The organism is Amycolatopsis sp. NPDC003676 (assembly GCF_053587275.1).
Genome location: NZ_JBSFNS010000024.1, coordinates 1 through 21,755 on the forward strand (window position 1 = coordinate 1; position 21,755 = coordinate 21,755).

General features: G+C 68.8%; 20 protein-coding genes. 9 read left to right on the forward strand and 11 right to left on the reverse strand.

What is annotated here, in order from left to right; genetic code table 11:
* Positions 1 to 101 precede the first annotated feature (101 nt).
* From ACWDNU_RS16910 to ACWDNU_RS16950, 9 genes are read right to left on the reverse strand one after another with little or no spacing between them, the layout of a single operon-like run.
* Positions 102 to 1,034 (reverse strand): LysR family transcriptional regulator, encoded by a 933-nt coding sequence (locus ACWDNU_RS16910; protein WP_370937529.1) that lies wholly within the window; start codon positions 1,032 to 1,034, stop codon positions 102 to 104.
* A 12-nt stretch (positions 1,035 to 1,046) separates the two neighbouring features.
* On the reverse strand, positions 1,047 to 2,399 hold the full coding sequence (locus ACWDNU_RS16915; protein WP_449669512.1) for a phenylacetate--CoA ligase family protein: 1,353 nt from the start codon (positions 2,397 to 2,399) through the stop codon (positions 1,047 to 1,049).
* Positions 2,400 to 2,428: 29 nt separating this feature from the next.
* Positions 2,429 to 3,577, reverse strand: coding sequence for a CaiB/BaiF CoA transferase family protein (locus ACWDNU_RS16920; protein WP_449669513.1), 1,149 nt, complete (start codon positions 3,575 to 3,577; stop codon positions 2,429 to 2,431).
* A complete protein-coding gene (locus ACWDNU_RS16925) occupies positions 3,567 to 4,775 on the reverse strand; it encodes a CaiB/BaiF CoA transferase family protein (protein ID WP_449669514.1) in 1,209 nt (402 codons plus the stop codon). Before ACWDNU_RS16925 ends, ACWDNU_RS16920 begins: the two co-directional genes overlap by 11 nt.
* 1 nt (position 4,776) lies before the next feature.
* A complete protein-coding gene (locus ACWDNU_RS16930) occupies positions 4,777 to 5,184 on the reverse strand; it encodes a Zn-ribbon domain-containing OB-fold protein (protein ID WP_449669515.1) in 408 nt (135 codons plus the stop codon).
* On the reverse strand, positions 5,184 to 6,410 hold the full coding sequence (locus tag ACWDNU_RS16935; RefSeq protein ID WP_449669516.1) for a thiolase family protein: 1,227 nt from the start codon (positions 6,408 to 6,410) through the stop codon (positions 5,184 to 5,186). Before ACWDNU_RS16935 ends, ACWDNU_RS16930 begins: the two co-directional genes overlap by 1 nt.
* A complete protein-coding gene (locus tag ACWDNU_RS16940; protein ID WP_449669517.1) occupies positions 6,407 to 6,913 on the reverse strand; it encodes a MaoC family dehydratase in 507 nt (168 codons plus the stop codon). Before ACWDNU_RS16940 ends, ACWDNU_RS16935 begins: the two co-directional genes overlap by 4 nt.
* Positions 6,914 to 6,940: 27 nt before the next feature.
* Positions 6,941 to 8,092 carry an acyl-CoA dehydrogenase family protein gene (locus ACWDNU_RS16945; protein ID WP_378399283.1) on the reverse strand — a complete coding sequence of 384 codons (1,152 nt, stop codon included), beginning with the start codon at positions 8,090 to 8,092 and terminating at the stop codon, positions 6,941 to 6,943.
* Positions 8,093 to 8,124: 32 nt separating this feature from the next.
* Positions 8,125 to 9,330: a CaiB/BaiF CoA transferase family protein gene (locus ACWDNU_RS16950; RefSeq protein ID WP_449669518.1), complete on the reverse strand. Its 1,206-nt coding sequence runs from the start codon at positions 9,328 to 9,330 to the stop codon at positions 8,125 to 8,127.
* Between the two features lie 177 nt (positions 9,331 to 9,507).
* Between ACWDNU_RS16950 and ACWDNU_RS16955 the strand changes: the two genes are divergently transcribed.
* From ACWDNU_RS16955 to ACWDNU_RS16985, 7 genes are all read left to right on the forward strand, one after another.
* Complete coding sequence (locus ACWDNU_RS16955) at positions 9,508 to 10,854, forward strand: MFS transporter (protein ID WP_449669519.1); 1,347 nt, start codon at positions 9,508 to 9,510, stop codon at positions 10,852 to 10,854.
* Positions 10,855 to 11,162: 308 nt separating this feature from the next.
* Positions 11,163 to 11,936: an enoyl-CoA hydratase/isomerase family protein gene (locus ACWDNU_RS16960; RefSeq protein ID WP_449669520.1), complete on the forward strand. Its 774-nt coding sequence runs from the start codon at positions 11,163 to 11,165 to the stop codon at positions 11,934 to 11,936.
* A 33-nt stretch (positions 11,937 to 11,969) separates the two neighbouring features.
* Positions 11,970 to 12,599 (forward strand): NAD(P)H-binding protein, encoded by a 630-nt coding sequence (locus tag ACWDNU_RS16965; protein ID WP_370937540.1) that lies wholly within the window; start codon positions 11,970 to 11,972, stop codon positions 12,597 to 12,599.
* Between the two features lie 66 nt (positions 12,600 to 12,665).
* Positions 12,666 to 13,151: a MarR family winged helix-turn-helix transcriptional regulator gene (locus ACWDNU_RS16970; RefSeq protein WP_449669521.1), complete on the forward strand. Its 486-nt coding sequence runs from the start codon at positions 12,666 to 12,668 to the stop codon at positions 13,149 to 13,151.
* A 40-nt stretch (positions 13,152 to 13,191) separates the two neighbouring features.
* The gene (locus tag ACWDNU_RS16975) at positions 13,192 to 15,123 is read left to right on the forward strand and encodes an FUSC family protein (protein ID WP_449669522.1); all 1,932 of its coding nucleotides are present in this window, start codon (positions 13,192 to 13,194) and stop codon (positions 15,121 to 15,123) included.
* A 53-nt stretch (positions 15,124 to 15,176) separates the two neighbouring features.
* Positions 15,177 to 16,640, forward strand: coding sequence for an aldehyde dehydrogenase (locus ACWDNU_RS16980; protein WP_449669523.1), 1,464 nt, complete (start codon positions 15,177 to 15,179; stop codon positions 16,638 to 16,640).
* A 32-nt stretch (positions 16,641 to 16,672) separates the two neighbouring features.
* The gene (locus ACWDNU_RS16985) at positions 16,673 to 17,767 is read left to right on the forward strand and encodes a Zn-dependent alcohol dehydrogenase (RefSeq protein ID WP_370937544.1); all 1,095 of its coding nucleotides are present in this window, start codon (positions 16,673 to 16,675) and stop codon (positions 17,765 to 17,767) included.
* A 15-nt stretch (positions 17,768 to 17,782) separates the two neighbouring features.
* On the opposite strand, the gene ACWDNU_RS16990 is transcribed toward ACWDNU_RS16985, so the two are convergent.
* Together ACWDNU_RS16990 and ACWDNU_RS16995 are read right to left on the reverse strand one after the other, a co-directional pair.
* On the reverse strand, positions 17,783 to 18,946 hold the full coding sequence (locus tag ACWDNU_RS16990) for a low temperature requirement protein A (protein WP_378314395.1): 1,164 nt from the start codon (positions 18,944 to 18,946) through the stop codon (positions 17,783 to 17,785).
* Between the two features lie 20 nt (positions 18,947 to 18,966).
* A complete protein-coding gene (locus tag ACWDNU_RS16995; protein WP_370937546.1) occupies positions 18,967 to 19,263 on the reverse strand; it encodes a hypothetical protein in 297 nt (98 codons plus the stop codon).
* Positions 19,264 to 20,287: 1,024 nt separating this feature from the next.
* Here ACWDNU_RS16995 and ACWDNU_RS17000 point away from each other — a divergent pair.
* Complete coding sequence (locus ACWDNU_RS17000) at positions 20,288 to 20,626, forward strand: hypothetical protein (protein ID WP_449669524.1); 339 nt, start codon at positions 20,288 to 20,290, stop codon at positions 20,624 to 20,626.
* A complete protein-coding gene (locus tag ACWDNU_RS17005) occupies positions 20,623 to 21,702 on the forward strand; it encodes a tyrosine-type recombinase/integrase (RefSeq protein WP_449669525.1) in 1,080 nt (359 codons plus the stop codon). Before ACWDNU_RS17000 ends, ACWDNU_RS17005 begins: the two co-directional genes overlap by 4 nt.
* The last annotated feature ends 53 nt before the right edge of the window (positions 21,703 to 21,755 follow it).

The window sequence follows — 21,755 nt, forward strand, 5'->3', positions numbered from 1 at the left end:
GTCGAACAGATCGCCGACGCCCGCCGCGCGCTGGATGTCCGGCAGGCCGAGGTGATGGTGGCAGGAACCAGCCAGGGGCGCCGCGGCTGGAAGGCGGGCTGTCACGAGACCGGAGGTTCGTCGACGGGCCGGTCCAGCAGCTGCTCGATCAGCGCCCGGCACGCCGGCCCCGGACGGCGGCCCGCGGCGGTCGCGAGGTGGATTTTCCGCTCCGCCCACGGTTCGGCGAGTTCGACCACCGCGACCCGGTCGAGGAACTCCCGCGGCACCATGCACTCCGGCTGCGCCGCGACCCCGAGCCCGGCCTGGACCAGGCTCAGCGCGACCTCGCCGCTGCGCACGGTGAACGCCGGCTCGAACTCCTCGCCCAGCCGGCGCGCCGCGGCCCGGAACGCGCCCGCCATCGGGCCCACCGCGATCAGGGGCTCCGGCAGCAGCTCCGCGAACGTCACGCTCAGCCGGTCGGCGAACCGGTGCCCGCGCGGCAGCGCCACCACGATCCGGTCGCGGCGGTACGGCGTGACATCCACGCCGGTCAGGTCGAGTTCGTGCGCCGCGGCGAACACGCCGAGATCCGCTTCGCCGCGCGCGACCTCTTGCACGATTTCCCGGTTTTCGATTTCGTGGACGATCAACCGGACCTGCGGGTATTGCCGGTAGAATTCACCGAGTTCCCGGGCGAGAAACGGCGCGAAGATCGACCTCGCCGAAGCGATGGTCAGATCTCCCTGCATTCCTTCGGTGAACGCCGCGATTTCCGACCGGATGTCCTCGAGACTGCCGAAGATCTTCCGCACGTGCCGCGCCAGCACCGCGCCCGCGGGCGTCGGCACCACGCCGCGCGGGCCGCGGTCCAGCAGTTCGATGCCGGCGATGGCCTCGAGATCGTGGATCCGTTTCGTCGCCGTCGACGCCGAGACGTTCTCCCGGATCGCGGCCAGCCCGATCTGCTTCTCCTCGACCGCGGACAGGAACAGCCGCAGGGTGAGGAGGTCGACCTGCCGGATCAGGTGCAGCCTGTTGAACGCGCTCACGCTCTACCTCTATCACGCGGTCTGCGCGGGCACCCGTTCCACGAGGTTGACTTTCACGTGGTCAGGACGCTTCAAAGTGCCGTCCGGGACCAGCGTGACGGCGGTTTTCACGTTCAGCGCGGACCGGATCCGGCTTTCCAGGGAGGTCCGGAGTTCAGCCTGTTTCTCCGCAGGCAACCCAGTCGCGTGTTCGACCACGAGCGGCAGCGGCTTCTGCGTGGAATGCCCCTCGAAGTCCGCGCGGATGCGCATCTCGCCGGTGGTGACCGGGGCCAGTTCCGCCACCAGCTGCTTGATCGCCGACGGGAACACGTTGATCCCGCGGACGATCAACATGTCGTCGGTCCTCCCGATGCACCGCACCGTGTATCCGGTCCTCCCGCACGCGCAGTCCGTGCCGGTCACGATCACGTGGTCGCGGGTGCGGAACCGCACCAGCGGCGACGCCTGCCTGCGCAGCGCGGTGTACACCAGTTCGCCCTGCGCGCCCTCGACCGGAACGATCTGCTCGCCGGTGTCGGGGTTGATCAACTCGGCGACCATCAGGTCCGGCGACAGGAAGTGCATCCCGTTCGCGGCCTCGCATTCGCCCCAGTAGGTGCAGGCGATGTCGGTGCCGCCGAGCATTTCCCGCGAGGTCGCGCCCCACAGCGATTCCAGCTTCTCCCGCACCGCGGGCAGCCCGCCGCCGGGTTCGCCGCCGACGCTGATCGCGCGAACGCCCAGATCACGAGCGTCCATGCCCACGATCGCCGGTGCTTGTTCGGCGAGGTAGGCGAGGAAGTACGGGGTGCCGATCAGCGCGTTGGGCCGCTGGTCGGCCTGCACGCGCAGCAGGCGTTCGGCTCCGGCCTCGGCTCCGATGGGGATGTCGACGATGCCCATGTGCTGCAGGATCTGCACCACCGGCAATCCGCCGACGAACCCCTTGCTCATCCCGAACGCGTGCAGCAACCGGTCGCCCGGCCGGAACCCGTTCGCGTACAGCGCCCGCGCGCCCAGCTCGCACCACGTTTCGATGTCGCCGCGGGTCAGCCCGACGTACGACGGGCTGCCCGTGGTCCCCGAGGAGGCCTGGATCTGCACGATCTCGTCCGGGCTCGCCGCCGCGTGCGCGCCCAGCGGCGGTGCGGCGGCCAGGCTTTCGCGCAGCTCCTGCTTCTCCGTGAACGGCAATCCGGCCAGGTCCTCGACCGTCCGCACCTTCGCCAGGTCGATCCCCGCGAACTTCTCCTGATAGAACACGCTGCGCGCAGCCACATACGCCAACTGCTCGCGCAACCGCTCCTCCTGCACCGCTCGAGCCTCGCCCACAGGCGCGGACTCGATCGCGCTCCACTGCTTTTCCGAATACGGCGCAGCCATGACACTTTCCACTTCTGTCCGGGGACGGGTCAGGCCCGGGTCGGGAGCACCGAGCCGAGCAGGTCGTTGTCCGCGCCGATCGGGCGGACCGCGGGCAGCGGCGGCGGACGCCTGCCGTCGAAGGACAAGGGCAGCCCGACGACGCCGATCTCGCCCTCGTCAGCTGCGCCGATGATGCCGAGTTCCCGGGTCTGCTCGTGGCCGACCAGCTCCGGGGTCGTCTGCACCGGCGCGCAGGGAATCCCGGCCGCCTGCAACCGGTCCTGCCACTGCGCGCGGGTGCCGCTCGCGATCCGCTCGCCGATCAGCCGGTCGATTTCGGCGCGGTTCTCCAGCCTGGCGGCGTTCGTGGCGAACCGCGGGTCGTCCGCCCATTCCGAGTGCCCGAGCGCTGCGGAGAGCCGGGCGAACAGCGGGTCGTTGGCGCAGCTGACGATCAGTGCGCCGTCTGAAGCCGCGAACGCGCGGTGCGGGACGATGAACGCCACGCCGGAACCGTGCCTGCTTCCGGGGTATCCGTCCGCCGCGTAGCCGGCGATGCCGACGGAGTTCCACGCGATCGCCGTCTCCAGCAGCGACGCGTCCACCGCGGCCCCGGTGTGCTTGACGTGCCGCCGGTTGAGCGCCGCGAGGATGCCGATCACCGCCCACATGCCGGTCCCGAAGTCCACAATGGACACCCCGGCGCGCACCGGCCCGCCGTCGTGCTCCCCGGTGATGTCCATGATCCCGGAGAACGCCTGCATCAGCGGGTCGTAGCCGGGCAGTTCGCGCAGCGGCCCGGCCTTGCCGAACGCGCCGATCTCGCAATGCACCAGCTCCGGCTTCGTCACGCGCAGATTGTCCGCGTCGAGGCCGTACTTCGCCGCGCTGCCGGGCCGGAGGTTGTGCAGGAAAACGTCGGCCCGCTCGGCGATGAGCCGGTGCAGCGTGGCGAGCTGCTCACGGTCCTTGATGTCGAGGCTGAGGTAGCGGCGACCGCGGTTGAGCGCGTGGAACGCGGCCCCGTCGCCCTTCCACTCGCTCGGCCCCCAGCCGCGCGCGGAGTCGCCGGTCGGCCGCTCCACCTTCCACACCTCGGCGCCCAGCTCGGCCAGGATCTTGCCGGCGAACGGCGCCGAGGCGCTGTCGCTCAGCTCCACCACGACGATCCCGCTCAGGGGAAGCTCACGCGTCATCGCGCACTCCGATCCCGGCAGCGCCCGAGGCGGCCAGCGCACCGATCTCGTCCTCGCCGAACCCGAACTCCCCCAGCAGCTCCGCCGAATGCTCGCCCAGCCGAGGCGCGGGGTACCGCAGCTCGGGAGCGCTTTCGCTCCACTGCTGCGGAATGCCGATGGTGCGCAGCCGTCCCTCCGAGGGATGGTCCTGCTCGGCGAAGAACCCGATGTCGCTCATGTGCGGATCGCTCAGCAGCGTCTCCGGCGTGTTCATCCGGATGACCGGGATGTCCGCCTCGGTGAGCACCTTCAGCCACTCGTCGGTCGACCGGGTGGCGAAGACCTCGGCCAGGAACGCGTACAGCTCGCCGATGTTCTCCGTCCGGCCGTGGATGTCGGCGAACCGCGGGTCCTCGGCCAGGTCCGACCGCCCGACCGCGGCGAAGAACCGCTGCCAATGCCGGGTGGTGTAGATGTTGACGCCCAGATACCCGTCGAGGGTCCGGTACGGGCGGCGGTCCGCGTTCAGCATCCGCGCGTAGCCCCAGTCCCCGATCGGCGGCACGAAGGTGTGCCCGTAGAGGTGGTCGCCCATCGCGAAATGGGCGAACGTCTCGAACATCGGCACCTGCACCTCCTGCCCGTGCCCGGTGCGTTCCCGGTAGTACAACGCGGCGGTGACCGCCGACGAGGTCGCCATGCCGACCACCCGGTCCGCGATCGCCGTCGCGACGTACGCGGGTTCGCCCTGTCCGCGGCTCTGCACCACCGGCATGCCCACCGCTGCCTGGATCAGGTCGTCGTAAGCCGGTTTCGCCGCGTAGGGGCCGTTCTGGCCGAACCCGAAGCAGCCGCAGTACACCAGCCGCGGATTGATCTCGCGAGCGTCCGCATAGGACAGTCCGAGCCGGTCCATCGCCGCCGGGCGCAGGCTGTGCAGCAGGACGTCGGCTGAGCGCATCATGCGGACGAGCGCGTCGCGGCCGTCCGGATGCTTCAGATCGAGCACGAGGCTGCGCTTGTTCCGGTTCAGGTGCAGGAAAATCGCGGCCATCCCGGGATTTCGCCGCGGGCCGACGCCGCGGGTGGTGTCGCCTTCCGGGGACTCCACCTTCGCGACGTCGGCGCCGAGATCCGCGAGCAACAGGGACGCGTACGGCCCCATGAAGTTCGAGGTCAGGTCCAGGATCCGCACACCGTCGAGCGGGCCTGCCATGTCATTCCTCCGTTGCCGGGGCGAACACCGGGAGCGTCTGCTCCCCGCGCCGCACGAAGCGGACCTCGACCGGCATGCCGATCTCGATCGCGTCCGGTTCCGCTTCGATCTGGGTGAACAGCTGGTAACCCTCCGCCAGTTCGACGAACCCGACCGTGTAAGGCACGATCGCCGCCCACACCGGCGTCGGACCGCGCGTGATCGTGCTGTAGGACCACACCGTGCCGCGCCCCCGAGACTCTTCCCAGTCCAGCGAGCGGGCGGAGCAGTGCGGACAGTACGAGTGCGCGGGCCACACGACCTCGCCGCACGAACCGCAGCGCTGGTAAGTGAGCCGTTCCTCGCCGAGCGCCGACCAGTACGGTTCGGCATCCGGCAGCCGGTACGGCTGCGGCCAGTCCTCGCTCATCACGGCCTCCCAGCGTCGTTGCCGGACAACACCATCACACCCGCCGCGGCGAGCATTCCGCCCGCGCCCTGCACCAGCACCGTGCGCGGTTTCCGCTTCGGCGCCAGCCCCAGCGCGGTCCCCCGCAACTGCCGGACCGCCTCGACCAGACTGTCCATATTGCACGAGATCCCCGGCTGCCCGAAGGAAAGCCAGCCGCCGTTGGTGTCGGTCGGCAGGTCGCCGTCGACCCCGGTGCGGCCCTCGCGGTACACGTCGATGCCGTGACCCTTCTTCGCGAAACCCAGGTCCTCCATGATGATCGGGCCCATGTGCGCGAAGTTCACCGACAGCTGCAGCATGTCCACATCGGACGGAGTGAGCCCGGATCGGGTGAACGCCTGGCGGGCGGCCTCGACCGTCGCGGTGTGCGTGAGGTTCGGGAACTCGCCCAGCCCGGCGAACCGGCCCGACCGCATGTTCATCCGGTCGGTGAGGTACTCGTGCGTCGTCGCCGAACCGTAGCCGTGCACCCAGACCGGGTCGCGCGCTTCCTTCGCGCGCTCCGGGGAGGTGACTACGAGCGCGCCGCCGGTGCCACCGCCCCAGGTGGAGCACATCCACCGGCGCAGCGGCGTGGCGACGTACGGCGACGACAGCACCTTCTCGCGGTCGATCTCGCCGTGCTTGCGCTTCGCCGCGTGCGGATGCCGCGCGCCCCAGCGCTGGTTGGCGATCGCGACGTCGGCGAGGTCTTCCTCGGTCAGCCCGTACTCGTGGAAGTACCGGCACGCGGCCTGCCCGTACAGAGACGGAATGGTCGGGCCGTACGGCACTTCGTACTGCGGGTCCGAATCGGCCTCCGAACCCATCGCCACCGCGTCCACGAACAACTCGGTCGCATCGCTCTGCACGCACAGCACATACTCCGCCGCGCCCGCCGCGATCATCTGCGACGCCACCGCGATGGTCGACGTCAGCCCGGCTCCGTGCAGCGTGATCTCGCTGTTGAGCGTCACCGGCATCTGCAGATGGGAGATGAAGATGTTGCTCCACTGGGACCGCTTGTCCGCCCACGGCGAGCGCCCGGTGAACACCGCGTCCACCTGGTGCTTGCCGATCCCGGCGTCGGCCAGCGCGGCCATCGTCGCCTCGGTGGCCAGCTGCAGCGGGTCTTTCCGGTCGGCCTTCGACGCGTACGCGTCGCCCATCCCGACGATCGCGGCGACCGGTTCGCCGGCGCTCACTTCTTCTCCGGCTGCTTCTCCGTCGGCAGGGACGCCGCGAGCAGCGCTTCGAGGTCGTCGCGGCGGCGCAGCATCAGCAGGCTCCACTCGCTGCGCTGCACCACGTAGCCGTCCTGGTTGAGCGCCTTCATCAGGAACGTGGTGACGCCGTACTTGTCGTCCTTTTCCTTCTTCGCGGTGACCTCGGCGGTCACGTAGATCGTGTCGTCGATCGCGACCGGCTTGAGGTAGCGCAGGTTGTCGATCCCGTAGTTCGCCTGGATCGACGGGCCGAACTGGATCAGCCCGGTCATGATCGAGTACGTCAGCGACCCCTGCACCAGCCGCTTGCCGAACCGGGTCTGCTCCGCGTAGTGCTTGTTGGAGTGGATCTCGATCCAGTTGCCGGTCAGCGCGCAGTAGTTGACGACGTCGGCCTCGGTGATCGTCCGCCCGCCGGTGCGGAAGACCTGGCCGACCTCAAGCTCGTCGTAAGGCATGTCGATGCGGTTGTTGATCCCCATTGATCTTCTCTCCTCAGGAAAAGCAGTTCAGGCGGGCAGGCGCATCGACTTCGCGATGATGGTGCGCTGGATTTGCGAGGTGCCGCCGCCGATCGTCGACTGGATGCTTTCGCGCAGGTAGCGCTCCATGTCGCCCTCGGGCAGGTTCGCGTAGCCGCCCAGGATCTGCATGCCGTCGAGCGCGCACTGCTTCAGGGTTTCCGAGCCGTACAGCTTCGCCATCGACGTCTCGCGCGCGGCCGGCAGGTTCTCGGCCTTCATCTGCGCGGCGCGGTAGCAGAGCAGCCGGGCCGCGTCGACGCGCGTCTGGTTCTCCGCCAGCATGTGCTTGAGCACCTGGAAATCGCGGATCGGCTTGCCGAACTGGGTGCGCTGGTGGGCGTAGCGGTTGGCGTTGCTGACCGCCTCCTGCGCGTTGCCGGTGTAGGCCGCGGCGACCGCGCAGCGTTCCAGCTCAAGGTGTTCGGTGATGATCTTCCAGCCCTGGCCGACCTCGCCGAGCAGCGCGTCCGCGGGGACCCGGACCTCGTCGAGGAAGATCTCGGTCGTGCCGGTGGCGTGCCGGGACAGCGTGGGCAGCTTGCGGATGTCCAGGCCCGGGGTGTCGTTCGGGATCAGCAGCACGGACAGGCCGTTGTGCTTGTCGTTCTTGTCGGTGCGGACGAGCATCGCGATGACGGTGTCCTTCGCCGCCGCACCGCTGCACCACAGCTTCGAGCCGCTGACGATCCAGTCGCCGTTCTCGTCCTGGCGCGCGTGGGTCTTGGTGTTGGCCGCGTCCGAACCGGCGTCCGGCTCGGAGATCGACACGGAGAACCGGATCTCGCCGTCGATGAACGGCTTGACGTAGCGGGCTTTCTGCTCCGCGGTGCCGTACTTGATGATGTTCATCGCGGTGAACGTGGGCACCAGCACCGAGCAGGCGAAGTCGAAGCCGAACTTGCCGAGCCCCTCGGCCATCAGGGAGTAGTCGAAGATGTCCCCGCCGGAGCCGCCCTCGGATTCCGGGATCAGGATGCCGAGCCAGCCCTGCTTCGCGATCTTGTCATAGGCCTCGTACGGGTACTGCCGTTCGAAGTCGCAGTTCCGGACATACTCGACGGTGATTTCGTTGTCCATGAAGTCGTTGACGGTCTTCAGCCATTCCGCCTGCGATTCGTTGAGGAAATTCGCGCACATTTTCTCGTACTCCCATCGCGGTTTCCATCAGGTTAATGCGGCCGGACCGGAAAGCCAATTGACGGTTCCCGAAGGCGAGATTCGGGATTTCCGAACCCGGCGCGCAGGGCCGCGGTCTCCGCAGCGGAAAAGCCCCAGTCGGCCAGCGCCTCCTCCGCGTGCTCTCCCGGCGCGGCAGGCGGCCGCCGGATCGCCCCGGGCGTGCGGCTGAACCGCGGCGCGGGACCGGGCTGCACGACGCCGTCGACCTCGACGAACGTGCCTCGGGCCCGCAGATGCGGATGGTGCGGAGCCTCCGCCATCGACAGCACCGGCGCGAGGCACACGTCCTGCCCTTCGGCGAGCGCGCACCACTCGCTACGCGTCTTCGTCCGGAACACCTCGGCGAAGCGCTTTTTCATTTCCGGCCAGCGCTGCCGGTCGTGCTGACCGGGCAGTTCGTCCTCGGCGAGCCCGAGCATCCGCAGGGTGTTGCGCCAGAAACGGGTCTCATTCGCGGCGAGGCTGATCCAGCCGCCGTCCTGGGTCTCGTAGACCTGGTACCAGGGCGCGCCGGAATCGAGCCGGTTCGTGCCGCGCTCGTCGGTCCAGTAGCCCGCCGCCCGGAAGCCGTAGAAGGCAGTCATCAGCGATGCCGAACCGTCCACCATGGCCGCGTCCACCACCTGCCCTTTGCCTGAACCGCGACTTTCCAGCAATGCGGACACCACCCCGAGAGCCAGGTACAGCGACCCGCCGCCGAAGTCGCCGGTCAGGTTCAGCGGGATGACGGGCGGTCCTCCCGCCTCGCCGATCGAGTGCACGACGCCGGTCAGGGACACGTAGTTGACGTCATGGCCCGCGGCCGCGGCCAGCGGCCCGTCCTGGCCCCAGCCGGTCATCCGGCCGTACACCAGTGCCGGGTTCGCGGCCAGACATTCGTCCGGCCCGAGCCCCAGCTTCTCCGCGACGCCCGGACGGAACCCCTCGACCAGCGCGTCGGCCCGCTCGACCATCCGCAGCACGGCGGCAACCGCATCCGGGTTCTTGAGATCCAGCGGCACGCCCCGGCGGCCCCGGTTCATCAGCTCGAATCGGGGTTCGATCGGCGCGCCGCCGTCGTAGCCGGGCGGGCGTTCGACGCGCAGCACCTCGGCGCCGAGATCGGCCAGCAGCATGCAGGCGAACGGCGTCGGCCCGACCCCGCCGAGTTCGACGATCCGCACGCCCTTGAGCGGTCCGGAGTGCGTGTCTTCCATCCTCGCGACGCTACGCGCGCGCGGGGCGGAAACCTATTTCGCAAACCCGAAGCCGCGCTTCGGGAACTCCGAATTGATTACCCCGAACGGCCTGCATACGCTACGGCGACCCCGCTCGGGGCTCAATTTTGATCACATTTCCCGGTCCGCCGCACCCCATTCGGAGAGGGGCGTTCAATGACGACGCCGAAATCCCCGTCCGCACCGGAACCCGCCGCCCGCGCCCGCTCCGGCCGCCGCGCCGTCGTGGCGAGCATGGTCGGCACCACCGTCGAGTACTACGACTTCCTGGTCTACGGGGTCGCCGCCTCGCTGGTCTTCGGAAAACTGTTCTTCCCGCAGGTCGACCCCGCCGCCGGGGTCCTGCTGTCGCTGTCGACGTTCGCGATCGCCTTCGTGATGCGCCCGATCGGCGCCGCGATCTTCGGCAACCTCGGCGACCGCGTCGGCCGCAAACGCGTCCTGTTCCTGACCATGATGCTGATGGGCGTGGGCACTTTCGCGATCGGCCTGCTGCCGACCTACCGCACGATCGGCATCCTCGCGCCCATCCTGCTCGTGCTCTGCCGCTTGGTCCAAGGCCTCGCCCTCGGCGGCGAACAAGCCGGCGGCTTCGTGATGAGCGTGGAAAGCTCCGGCGACAAACGCCGCGGCCTGGCCGGTGCGTTCGTCAACTCCGGTGCCGGCTGGGGCTTGCTGCTCGCGAACCTGCTGTTCCTGGTGCTGAACGAACTCCCCGGCGACGCCTTCCTCGCCTGGGGCTGGCGCATCCCGTTCCTGCTGAGCGCGGTCCTGGTGCTGGTCGGCCTGTACATCCGGGTCAAGCTCGACGAAAGCCCCGAGTTCGTCCGCGTGGAGAACGCGCAGGCGGTCAAGCGGGTCCCGCTCGCGGACGCGGTCAAGCGCGGCTGGCGCCCGATGATCCTGGTGATGCTGTGCTGCCTCGGCACGCACGTCAATTTCTATGTCGTCACGGTGTATTCGCTGACCTACGGCACGTCGGTGCTGCACCAGCCTAAGACGACGCTGCTGTCGATGCTGCTCATCGTGACCGCGATGTACATGTTCTCGACCCCGCTGTTCGGATTGCTGGCCGACCGGTTCGGCCGCAAGCAGGTGTTCGTGGTGTCAGCGATCGCCCTGGTGCTGACCCCGTTCGCGTTCTACCCGCTGCTGGGCAGCGGCAGTTACCTGCCGATGGTCGCCGGTTTCGTGCTGCTGTTCATGGCCGTAAGCGCGAACTCCGCCGCCGAGCCGACGTTCTTCGCGCTCGCCTTCCCGCCTTCGATCCGCTACAGCGCGCTGGCGGTGTCCTACGGCCTTGGCGCGGTGCTGGGCGGCTCGTTCGCACCGTTGATCTCGGCGGCCTTGTTCAAGTCGAGCGGCAGTTGGACGACGGTGGCGATCTACAACGGCGGGGCGGCACTGATTTCCGTTGTCGCCGGGTTGCTGCTGCGGGAACTTCCCCGGCTGAGCACGAAAACGTCAACCGCACAGTCCGGCTCCGCCGCTCAGGCTGTCTGACCGGCGTACGCGGTGCCTGGCTGCCCGAGGAACCGGACAGCCAGGCACCCGGAACTGGCCTAGATGGCCGTCGCAGGCAATCAAGGCTGGCGGAAAGCTGAAACCCGGACACCGGACTTTCGCCATCCCGAATCACCGCTTTCGAAATTTCGCATTGCTCGCGAAGAAACAGCTGTTTAGGTTGCTCGCATGTCCCCCAGCAGAAATCCCGCCACCGGCCCGACGCACTCCGCACCCGCCCATCCGCCGTCCGTCCTCTGCGGCAGCATGGCTCGCGCCGGGCGCGGCGGCACGGCAACGGACTCCTGATGGTCGCCGTCACGCGCGCCGGCGCGGTCGGAGTGCTGGAGCTGAACCGGCCGGGCAAGTTCAATGCCCTGCGCCGCACCGATTTCGCCGAGATGGCAGCCGGGCTGGACGAGTTCGAGCGGCCGGGATCCGGGGTGCGGGCCGTTCTGCTGTGCGCGAGCGGCGACCACTTCTGCACCGGCGGGGATCTCGCCGAAGCCAAGACGATGCTCGGCGATTCCCCCGCGCTGGAACGATTCCTGCGGCTCGCGCACGCCACGCTGGCCCGGCTGGCGAACAGCCCGCTCCCGGTCGTGGCCGCCTGCCAAGGTTTGGTCCTGGCCGGCGGACTGGAGCTGATCCTCTGCTGCGACGTGGTCTTCGCCGCCGACAACGCCCGCTTCGGCGACCAGCACGTGCAGTACGGGCTGGTCCCGGCGTGGGGCGCGACCCAGCGACTCCCCCGCGTCGTCGGGCCGAACCGCGCACTGGACCTGATGTATTCCGGACGCCGGATCGACGCCCGGACCGCGACGCAGTGGGGTCTGGCCAGCTACGTAGTGCCCGCCGCCGAACTGGCCGCAGCGGCGCGCGGATACTGCGAAACACTCGCCACGCGCAGCAGGCCCGCTCTGACCGCGATGAAGAGCCTCTGCCGCACAGCCTTGGACGAACCGCTCGGAAGCGGGCTGCGGCTTGAACGCGAAGCCGTCGTGCGGGCGATGGCCGGGCCCGACCCGGCCGAGGGCGTCGCTGCTTTCGAGGCCCGGCGGGCGCCCCGGTTCGCTGGTTGACCCGTCGATGCCCGCACCAGGAAGGGAATCCGCATGACCAACGTTCTCGTGCTCGGCGCGTCCGGACAGATCGCCTCGTGGGCGATCGGCATGCTGGCAGAGCAGGGTGCCGCGCTCACGCTGTTCGCCCGTGACAAGAGCCGCATCGACAACGTCCCCGATGAAGCGACGGTGATCGAGGGCGACGCGAGAGACCGCGCAGCACTCGCGAAAGCGGTGCGCGGGCAAGACATCGTCTACGCGAACCTCGCCGGTGCCATCGACGAGCAGGCGCGGGCCATCGTCGCGGTCATGGAAGCCGAGGGCGTCAATCGCCTCGTCTTCGTGACCGCGCTGGGCATCTACCAGGAAGTCCCCGGCGCGTTCGGCCGTTGGAACCGCACCACCATCGGGGCCGCCACACTGGACACCTACGCGGCGGCATCCGACGCGATCGAAGCCTCGTCGCTGGATTACACGGTGCTGCGCCCAGCCTGGCTCTCCGACACCGACGAGGTCTCCTACGAGGTCACCCGGCGCGACGAACCGTTCAAGGGCACCACAGTGTCGCGCAAGAGCGTCGCAGCGCTCGTCGCCGACATCGTGGCCCATCCGGAGAAGCACGTTCGCGAGAACCTCGGCGTCGACAAGCCGGGCACCGACGGCGACCGGCCGGTCTGGTAGCGGTTTCGGCGGCCCCGGCGCGGCACAGCGCGGCAAAGTAGTTAGGCACCTGATAGTATGGCGGCTATGGATGCGATGCTCGGACCGAGGCAAGGGCTGCTGCTGCGTCGTCTCGACGGCAGCGGGCAAGCGGAGTTCGCGATGGGCCTGCTGGCGACAGCGCGGCGGATCGACGACGCCTACAACGAACTGCTCGTCCGGCACGACCTGTCGGGCGGCCGTTTCGCCGCTCTTCTCGCGGTGGGCGAGGCGCCGGGGATCACGCCCGCACGACTGTCCGAGGAGCTGGAAGTCAAGCGGGCGACCGTCACCGGCCTGATCGACGGACTCGTCAAGCGCGGGTTCGTCGTCCGCGGCAGCGACGAGGCCGACCGCCGGGTGCAGACCTTGACGATCACACCGGACGGCGAACAGCGCGTAAAGGACGTTCTCCCGCTCGTCGAGCAGTGGCTGAGCGGCCTGACGTCCGGCATCGAGGGCACCGGCCGCAAGACCGCCTGGCGGCTGCTGTCGCGCATCCACGACAACCTCGGCGAGAGCGCGGGCGATTGACCCGCCGCGCTCTCGGCTTTCAAGCAAAGGTGTTTCGAACATGGACTGGGTTGCTTTCCGGGACGCCGCCCGGCGCGGCATGCAGCCGGGCAAACCGTTCCAGGACCCGCTCAAGCTGACGCGGGTCGCGGTCGGCATGCTGATCGCGACGGTCGTCGGATATCTCCTGCACGACCCGGAGCAACAGCTGCTGGTCGTCGTGGGCGCGTTCCTGGGCACGATCGCCGCGGTCATGCCGCACAACCGGTCCCGCATCGCCGCGACGCTCGCGACCAGCGCCGCGCAGATCGCCGCCGCCGGGCTCGGGGTGCTGGTTTCCGGGAACTGGGCGCTGATCCTGGCGGCTGTCTTCGTGCTCTTCCTGGTTTCCGGGCTCCTGCGCGCCGTCGCGATCGGAATCAGCATGCGCCTGACGGTCGTCACCATCGTTTTCTTGGCGTTCGCCGAGATCTCGGCGGAGCTGACGGCGAGCACGGGCCAGGTCGTCGCGTTCTTCGCCGTGGGGTTCGCGATCATGAACCTCGCACAGCTGCTTCCCCCATACGAGTCCCAGCACTCGGCGCAGCGCGGTGCCGTCGCGGGCTTCTACCGGGCGATCGCGTCCGGCGGCGCCGGGGACTCCGCTCTCCTGGCCGCCGACCGAAGCCTGGCATTGCTGCGGTGGAGCAGCCACCGCGAGCTCGACCGGCTCACGCAGCTGGTGGTACGCGGCGAGGAAATCGGGCAATTGATGCGCGCGCTCGGCAATCGCGCGGACGACGAATCGGCCCGTTGGCAGGAGGCGTCGGCTCGCCAACTGGTCGCCATTGCTTCAGCGGTTTCGCGCAGACGTACCGGCGGCTCCCCTCTCGCGGTCGCGTGGCCGGGTGAGCCGAGCAGCGAACTCCAGCGCGCCGTGGCGCGTGCGGTGGACGCCGCGACTCGGCTTGCCGCGGGCGAGCAGGTTGCCCCTGCCTCCGACGAGCGGCACACGCCGAGTTCCTTCGAACTGATCGCGGACGAGCTGCGCTGGGGCTCTCCGATCCTGCACCACGCGCTTCGCCTGGCGATCGTCTGCGTCGTCGCGCAGGTGGCCGGCATGGCGGTGGGCTCCTGGCTGGGATCGGCGGCTTTCCTTGCCGGGCACGGTTTCTGGGTGGTCGTCGCGGCGGCGCTGATCGTGTTCCCGGACTACGGCTCCACCTTCGCGCGCGGCATCGGACGTTCCCTCGGCACCGTCGCGGGCGCGGTCGCCGGCGTGGCGCTGTCCTTCTTGCCCTACGTCCCGGCTCTGCACGCCGTCGTGCTGCTCCTGCTGTTCTGCGGTTACCTGGCGTTCCGCAGCTGTGGTCAGCCGTACACGATGTTCTGGGTGGTCGCCTGGATCGGCTCGCTGACTCCTGGCCCGCTCGGCGCGACCACTCGCGGCCTCGACACGATCATCGGCTGCCTGCTCGCGTTCGCCGCCTATCTCCTCGCTCCCACGTGGCACCGGCGCCTGCTCACCGAGCGGCTCGCCGAGTGGGCGGAGGCGACCGCGCGGCAGATCGACGCACTTGTGCTCCTCTGGGCGGCGGACGACGAGACGCACCGGCTCGCAGCCGGTCACGCAGTGGTGCGCACCCGACTGACTGCGCTGGAGTTCACCGCGGCGGCCCGTGGCGCCCGTCTCGAACCTCGCGACCGGCACGGCCGCTGGGAAAACGACGCCCTCGACCCGGCCATCGACGCGGTGACGAGCGTACGGCGACAGATCGCGGCCCTCTCCGCGCTCGCTCCCGCCTGGAACGTCGAGGAACGCACAGCAGTCACGTCCCGCGTCGAGGCTGCCTCGCGCGACCTCGACGCCATCGCACGGGCCCCAGTGAGCGCCGCGCAGCCAGGCGACGCGGAAGGAACGACCTCCGAGGACACCACCGCGGCGCTCGGACGGCTGCGCGACGCCGTCGCCGCCCTGGAGACGCTCGCCGCGGCACAGACCCCGGCGCGCTGACCTGACGGGCGGCTTCGACCAGACACCTGAAGACAGGAAAGGAAACGGACATCATGTGGCAAGGCCGCTACGACAGCCTGTTCATCGGCGGCGAATGGGTCGCCCCGTCCACGGGCGAGAAGCTGACCGTGCTCTCCCCCTACACCGAAAAGCCCGTCGCGACGGTGCCCATGGGCGTCGAAGCCGACATCGACCGGGCCGTCGCGGCAGCCCGCGAAGCCTTCGACAAGGGCCCATGGCCGCGGATGTCGCTGGCCGAGCGCTCGGCTGTCATGCGCAGGCTCAGCGCCGAGATGCAGGCGAACGAAGCGACGATGGCCGAGCTCGTGTCCGCGGAGATGGGCACGCCGATCCAGCATTCGGTGCCCATCCAGGCCCGGCGTCCCCGGCTGATCGTCGACCAGATGACGGAACTCGCCCAGAGCTACCCGTTCGAGGAAATCCGAGAGGCCCCGTCCGGCCGTGCCCTCGTGCACCGCCGTCCCGCCGGCGTGCTCGGCGCGATCGTTCCGTGGAACGCACCCCATCTGATCACCGTCATGAAGCTCGCCCCGGCGCTGCTGGCCGGATGCACCGTCGTGGTCAAGTCCGCTCCCGACGCACCCTTGAACCAGTACCTCTTCGCGGAGATGACCCAGAGGGCAGGTCTGCCCGCGGGCGTGCTGAACATCGTGTCCGGGGACCGGCCTGCCAGCGAGCACCTGGTTTCTCATCCGGGGGTCGACACGATCTCCTTCACCGGATCGACCGGCGTGGGCAAGAGCATCGCCGCGGTATGCGCCGGGCTGCTGCGCCCCGTGACCCTCGAGCTCGGCGGCAAGTCCGCCTCCGTGCTGCTCGACGACGTCGACGTGGAGTCGACCGTCGACACCGTGCTGCACGCGGCGCTGCGCAGCAACGGCGAGGTCTGCACCGCCAAAACGAGGATCGTGCTTCCCCGAAACGTCTCCGGCCGATTCGTCGACGCGCTGGCGGCGAAGATCAGTGCGCTCAAGATCGGCGATCCGCTCGACCCGGAGGTCTACTTCGGCCCCCTCGTGAGCGCGGCACACCGTGAACGCGTCGAGGGCATGATCGCCGCGGCGGTGCGCGAAGGAGCCGTGCCGATCGTCGGCGGCGGCCGTCCGAAGGGGCTGGACACCGGCTGGTTCGTGGAGCCGACCGTCTTCACCGGCGTCGCTCCCTCGATGCACATCGCCCAGGAGGAGGTCTTCGGTCCGGTGGTCTCGGTGCTCGAGTACGACACCGAGGAAGAGGCGCTGGCGATCGCCAACGACTCCCGCTACGGCCTCAGCGGCGCGGTGTTCTCCGCCGATCCGATGCGCGCCGCGAAGTTCGCCGCCCGCATGGAGACCGGCATGACAGAGGTCAACGGATGCCCGGCCGGGCTCGCCGCGCCGTTCGGCGGGGTGAAGGACAGCGGGCTCGGTTACGAGCTGGGTCTCGAAGGGTTCGACGAGTTCGTCGAGATCAACAGCATCGGCATTCCCGCGGACCTGCCCTGGCCCGCCCGCTGAGCACACCCGATCGAAGAGACAGGAGACATCCGATGAGAGCGGCCGTCATGGTCGAGGTGGGCAAGCCTCTCGAGATCCGCGAGATCGAGCTCGACGAGCCGATGCCGCGCGAGGTCGTGGTCAAGGTCAAGGCCAGCGGGCTGTGCCACAGCGACCTCCACACGATGAACACGGACTTCGGGTGGCCGCTGCCGCTGGTCCTCGGCCACGAGGTCGCCGGCGTCGTGGAATCGACCGGCGCGGACGTCACCGGAGTGAAGGCGGGCGATCACGTCGTCGCCAACCTGATCTCGAGCTGCGGCGCCTGCGCCGACTGCGTGCTCGGTGTCCCGACGAACTGCGCCAACCCCGGCGCGATCCGGCGCGGACCGAACGAGCGGCCGCGGTATTCGCTGGACGGCAGGACCGTCACCCAGATCGGCGACATCGGCGGCTTCGCGGAAAAGATCCTGGTGCACGAGCGCAATCTCGTCCCGGTCGACAAGGCCCTCCCCTTCGACCGGGCCGCGCTGCTCGGCTGCGGCGTCATCACCGGCGTCGGGGCCGTCAAGAACGCCGCCCGGGTGAAGTTCGGGGACACCGTCGCCGTGATCGGCTGCGGCGGGGTCGGCCTCAACGTCGTGCAAGGAGCCGCGATCTCCGGGGCGAGCCACGTGATCGCGATCGACCTCCAGCCGGCCAAGCTCGAACTCGCCCGCACCTTCGGCGCCACCGAGGTCGTCAACCCGGCCGAAGAGGCCGATCTCGCCGACCGCGTCCGGGAAATCGTCGGCAAGGGCGGTGTCGACTACGCCTTCGAGGTCGTCGGGCTGCCGCAGACCGTTCGGCAGGCGACCGACATCACCGGCCGCGGCGGTTCGACGTACGTCGTCGGCAAGATGAAGCCGGGGACCGGGGCCGCGCTCACTGCCGATGACTTGCTGCGCGGCAACAAGAAACTGAGCGGAGTGTTCATGGGCGCGACCGTGGCGGAGATCGACATCCCGCTCTACGCGCGGCTCTACCGGCAAGGCAGGCTGAACCTGGACGACCTCGTCTCCGAGACAATCACGCTGGACCAGGTCAACGACGGATACGCGAAGCTCGGGAAAGGCGAAACCGCGCGCAGCGTTGTGGTCTTCGACTGAACCCCGCCGCGGCCGTCAGACCTCCTGGCCGTCGAGCGGCCGCCGCCAGACGAGGACCACGACCGCTCCGGCGAGGATCGCGGCCGTGAGCGCGAACGGGACCGGAATGAAAGGGTCCACCAGGACCAGCAGCCCGGCCAACGGCAGGACGGCGTTGACGACCCGGTCGGCGTGCGGCCGGATCGCGAGAGCCCAGATGCCGAGCACGAAGACCGCGAGCGGAACAGTGTAGGCGAAAGACGCGCCGGGCTGATGCAGCGCACTGTGTCCGGTGAGGACGTCGATCTCGACCTCGATACCGGCGGAAAACGCTCCCGCGGCGGCGAAGATGAAGAAGTGCCCGTACCCGTAGGCCAGCGAACTCGCGAAACCCTTGATGGCGCGGTGATGCGGCGGCCAGAAGTAGATCCACCACAACGCCGCCGTCGCGACGAGAGTCAGCACGGCGATGCCGATGAGTTCTCCGGGCGATTCGGTGTCGCGAAGGGCTTCGATGATCGCGTTGGCAGAGGCGAGCAGGCTTTCGCCGAGGAGGATGAGCGTGAACAAGCCGTACCGTTCGGTGATGTGATGCGGGTGCCAGGGCGTGGACCCGGTGCGCTCGGCGACGATCGGCACGGCGATTTCCGCGACGACGAGCACGATCAGCGCGACCGTGAACATCCCGGCCGGAAGCAGCAGCGAAGCCAGCCACAGCAGCTGGACCAGGGTGATGCCCGCCGCGTAGATGAGCGTCGCCCGGCGGGCGGGCCCGCCTGATCGCGACGCGCGCAGCCACTGGGCCACGAGCGCGAAGCGCATCACGACGTAGGCGAGGATCAGCACCGAATAGTCGCCGTGCTCGAACGCCGGACCGATGCCGGAGGCGAGGACGAGCACGCCGCCCATCTGCACGATCGTGAAGACCCGGTACAGCCAGTCGTCGGTGTCGAACGAGGTGGCGAACCAGGTGAAGTTCATCCAGGCCCACCAGATCCCGAAGAACACGACGCAGTAGTTGCCGATCCCGTCGAGCACGTGCCCCTCGCCGAGCGCATGGTGCAACTGCGCGGCGGCGATGCTCACGGCGACCACGAAGACGAGGTCGAAGAACAGCTCCAAGGTGGACGCGGCGCGCCCGGCTTCGTCCGGGTCGCGCGGGCGCATCGGGACGAGCCGGAATCGGGAGTCGGGCGTCATGGCATGGATCTTCCTGCACGCTAGCGGTATACGCAGTCCTCGAGCGTGTTGCGGGTGGGCGGCAGCCCGCGCCTCGCGAGCGAGGCGGGCCAGCAGGTGCCGGCCGCCAAGGGCTTCGACCTCCCCGAACCGCCGCGCGCGGAGACCCCGCGGCGAGCCTCCGCGCGCGGCGCGAACTCGAATTGCTGCTCACCACTCGGCTGCTGGCGGTGGTGCCGCGCCAGTACGCCAATGTCGAAGCGGTTCAGGGCAGCGGTGACATCGCTCCGCTCGCCGGCGCGCTGCTCGGCCTCGCCGGGGTTGATCTCACCGGCCATCACTTCAATCGCACCGCGATGGCACCAAGGTCGTCCTTGCTAGAACGGAGGCTATCGGAGGCCGCGTCGACGACAGCGTGCTCGACGCCCTTGCCGAAGTCGCTGTGTGGCTGCCCAAACCGTAGTCGGCAGGTCACGCCAGAAGCTCAGTCGCTGCCCTCAACCGCGCGCCGCACTCATGGATCGGCACGCACAAGCTCACCACACGTATCCGCGGCCGCTGGCGATCGGGCAACCGCGTTGGGTCGTCCGCCCCGATCCAACTCCCCACCAGACGGGCGGCGCCCCAGGCTGCCTCCCGCTGACAGCGGCAGCCACATTCGCTGGTCAACGCTCAAATCGCGCTCCAGCTCAGCCGATTCGGGTGAGGGCTGCGTCCGTGCCTGACTATCCCCTGCATCCTCGGCTTTACCCCTGACTTCCGCCACCGTCACCCCGAACGACGGAACCGCACCGATATTCGCGCACAACGACAACGAAATCCCGAACAGGAACGCTGCCCACGCCAACGGACGTCCGCTGCCCCGTTGATCCCGCCACAACTCCGCTGTCGCCAGCGTCAGCAACCCGTCGGGCCACCAAACCCGTCGCACCACATTCCACCCGCAAGGACCATGACTGGCCTCTTCGAACTATTGATCCGTTCGGATGCTCGGCTGCGCTGTCGTGCATCAACTCTGTCGTCAAGCCGGCTCACCCCGGTGCACCCGATGGCAGCTCATCACCTCCACTGCGAAAACCGCAGCTCAGAAGCCTGAGAGAACCGTGTGTTCTCAGGGATGCCTCCCGGGGATTCGAACTCTCACAGCGGGAATCAGCCCAGCGCCGATGACCGCCGCATGAGTTCCCCGGTCAGATTGCGTGCCTTGGCACACCCCTGATTGCGGCTGCGGAGGACCTGGTGACCGGTCGAGAACTGACGGCAGAACAGATCGTCAGAGCGCTTGCCCTGCCAAGTGCCAGAACGTTGGTCCAGCAAGAACCGTTGCCCCTGGCAATCATCCGGTCGGAGCCCGATACATCCATGGCATACGCGCTGGGCCACATCGACCGGTCCGGCCGGATCTCCGCCCGCACGCTGCTTACCAACCTCGGCTGGTCCGTCGGCGACCACCTGGACATCACCGCGCTCCCCGACACCCTCGTCCTCACCCGGACACCGCACGGAACCCATCCCGTGCGCAGCAACCAATTCGTCCTGCTACCGCACTCAGCAAGACAAGCGATCGGCATACGACCCGGCGACACCATGCTCCTCGCCGCAGCACCCGCATACGACCTCCTGCTCGCGCACGCCCAAAGTGCCCTTGCCGTCATGGTCAGCACCCACCTCTGCTCAGGCTTGGACTCGATCCCGCGATGACGGCCGACGCAGCCCTCGCCGCCGCACACCTCGTCATCGACAAACTCGGTGTCTCAGCGGAACAACTCCTCAGCAGTACAACGACGTCGCCTTGTCCAGGCCCGACCTTCGCGGACTACATTCCGCGTGTCGCGCGCGCCGTCACGCCAGGAGCCCGCCGCACGTACCAGCCCTACTGGAACATCCTGCTCGACGTATGGCCCGACCGGCCGATCGCCGAGCCGACCCCGACCGAATTCCTGCACCTGGCCGGCCACGTCAAAGCCGAAGCGCAGGTCCGCCGCAACTCCCGCGGCGGAACCAGCGCCGCCGAACACTTCGTCGCCGCGGCACGATGCCTCTACCGCCACGCCGAACTCGACCGCATCATCACCCACCCCGACAACCCAGCCGCCCACATCGCCAAACCACGACGTCACCCCTCGCCCCGCCGCGCACTCACCAACACCGAACTCCACGCCATCAACGGTGCGGCCGCAACCGGCGGCACCGACCCCCACCTCGACAGCCTCCTTCTCCGACTCCACACGGAAACCGCCTGCCGCCGCGGAGGCGCACTCGCCCTCACCGAACCCTGCCTCGACCCCCACCAATACCTCGTCCTGCTTAAGGAAAAAGGCGAGACAACCCGCTGGCAGCCCGTCTCCCCCACCCTCATGCACGCCCTGCTCGACCACGCCAGTCACCGCCCCGCCGAAACCCCCGACACACCATTGCTGCGCTACCGCAACGGAAAACCGATCACCCGACGCCGCTACGACAGCCTCTGGAACCGCATCGGCCGCGTGGAGCCTTGGATCGCCCGCCACGGCATCACCACACACTGGCTCCGCCACACCACCCTCACCTGGGTCGAACGCAACTTCGGCTACGCCACCGCCCAGGCCTACGCCGGACACTCCACCCAAACCAGCCCGGCTCACGCGACCAGCACCGCCACCTATGTCAAAGCCACGATTCACGACGTCGCCACCGCCCTCGCAACGCTGGCTGGAGAACTCCACCCACTCGCCCACCGCGAGCCTTTCTCCGCAGGCGAGATCTGGGGGACATCGCCGAGACAAGCGCAGCGATAGCTATGGAATCGCTATCGCCACAGGTGCTGGACCTCGCAGCCCCGATCCGGCCA

Excerpts from the sequence above, each read along its gene's own strand:
- ACWDNU_RS16990 (WP_378314395.1), bottom strand. The coding sequence starts at position 18,946 with ATGACGCCCGACTCCCGATTCCGGCTCGTCCCGATGCGCCCGCGCGAC.
- ACWDNU_RS16950 (WP_449669518.1), bottom strand. The coding sequence starts at position 9,330 with ATGGAAGACACGCACTCCGGACCGCTCAAGGGCGTGCGGATCGTCGAA.
- ACWDNU_RS17000 (WP_449669524.1), top strand. The coding sequence starts at position 20,288 with ATGGCATACGCGCTGGGCCACATCGACCGGTCCGGCCGGATCTCCGCC.
- ACWDNU_RS16970 (WP_449669521.1), top strand. The coding sequence starts at position 12,666 with ATGGATGCGATGCTCGGACCGAGGCAAGGGCTGCTGCTGCGTCGTCTC.
- ACWDNU_RS16945 (WP_378399283.1), bottom strand. The coding sequence starts at position 8,092 with ATGTGCGCGAATTTCCTCAACGAATCGCAGGCGGAATGGCTGAAGACC.
- ACWDNU_RS16940 (WP_449669517.1), bottom strand. The coding sequence starts at position 6,913 with ATGGGGATCAACAACCGCATCGACATGCCTTACGACGAGCTTGAGGTC.
- ACWDNU_RS16915 (WP_449669512.1), bottom strand. The coding sequence starts at position 2,399 with ATGGCTGCGCCGTATTCGGAAAAGCAGTGGAGCGCGATCGAGTCCGCG.
- ACWDNU_RS16955 (WP_449669519.1), top strand. The coding sequence starts at position 9,508 with ATGACGACGCCGAAATCCCCGTCCGCACCGGAACCCGCCGCCCGCGCC.
- ACWDNU_RS16985 (WP_370937544.1), top strand. The coding sequence starts at position 16,673 with ATGAGAGCGGCCGTCATGGTCGAGGTGGGCAAGCCTCTCGAGATCCGC.
- ACWDNU_RS16925 (WP_449669514.1), bottom strand. The coding sequence starts at position 4,775 with ATGGCAGGCCCGCTCGACGGTGTGCGGATCCTGGACCTGACCTCGAAC.
- ACWDNU_RS16975 (WP_449669522.1), top strand. The coding sequence starts at position 13,192 with ATGGACTGGGTTGCTTTCCGGGACGCCGCCCGGCGCGGCATGCAGCCG.
- ACWDNU_RS16920 (WP_449669513.1), bottom strand. The coding sequence starts at position 3,577 with ATGACGCGTGAGCTTCCCCTGAGCGGGATCGTCGTGGTGGAGCTGAGC.
- ACWDNU_RS17005 (WP_449669525.1), top strand. The coding sequence starts at position 20,623 with ATGACGGCCGACGCAGCCCTCGCCGCCGCACACCTCGTCATCGACAAA.
- ACWDNU_RS16960 (WP_449669520.1), top strand. The coding sequence starts at position 11,163 with ATGGTCGCCGTCACGCGCGCCGGCGCGGTCGGAGTGCTGGAGCTGAAC.
- ACWDNU_RS16995 (WP_370937546.1), bottom strand. The coding sequence starts at position 19,263 with ATGGCCGGTGAGATCAACCCCGGCGAGGCCGAGCAGCGCGCCGGCGAG.
- ACWDNU_RS16980 (WP_449669523.1), top strand. The coding sequence starts at position 15,177 with ATGTGGCAAGGCCGCTACGACAGCCTGTTCATCGGCGGCGAATGGGTC.
- ACWDNU_RS16965 (WP_370937540.1), top strand. The coding sequence starts at position 11,970 with ATGACCAACGTTCTCGTGCTCGGCGCGTCCGGACAGATCGCCTCGTGG.
- ACWDNU_RS16930 (WP_449669515.1), bottom strand. The coding sequence starts at position 5,184 with ATGAGCGAGGACTGGCCGCAGCCGTACCGGCTGCCGGATGCCGAACCG.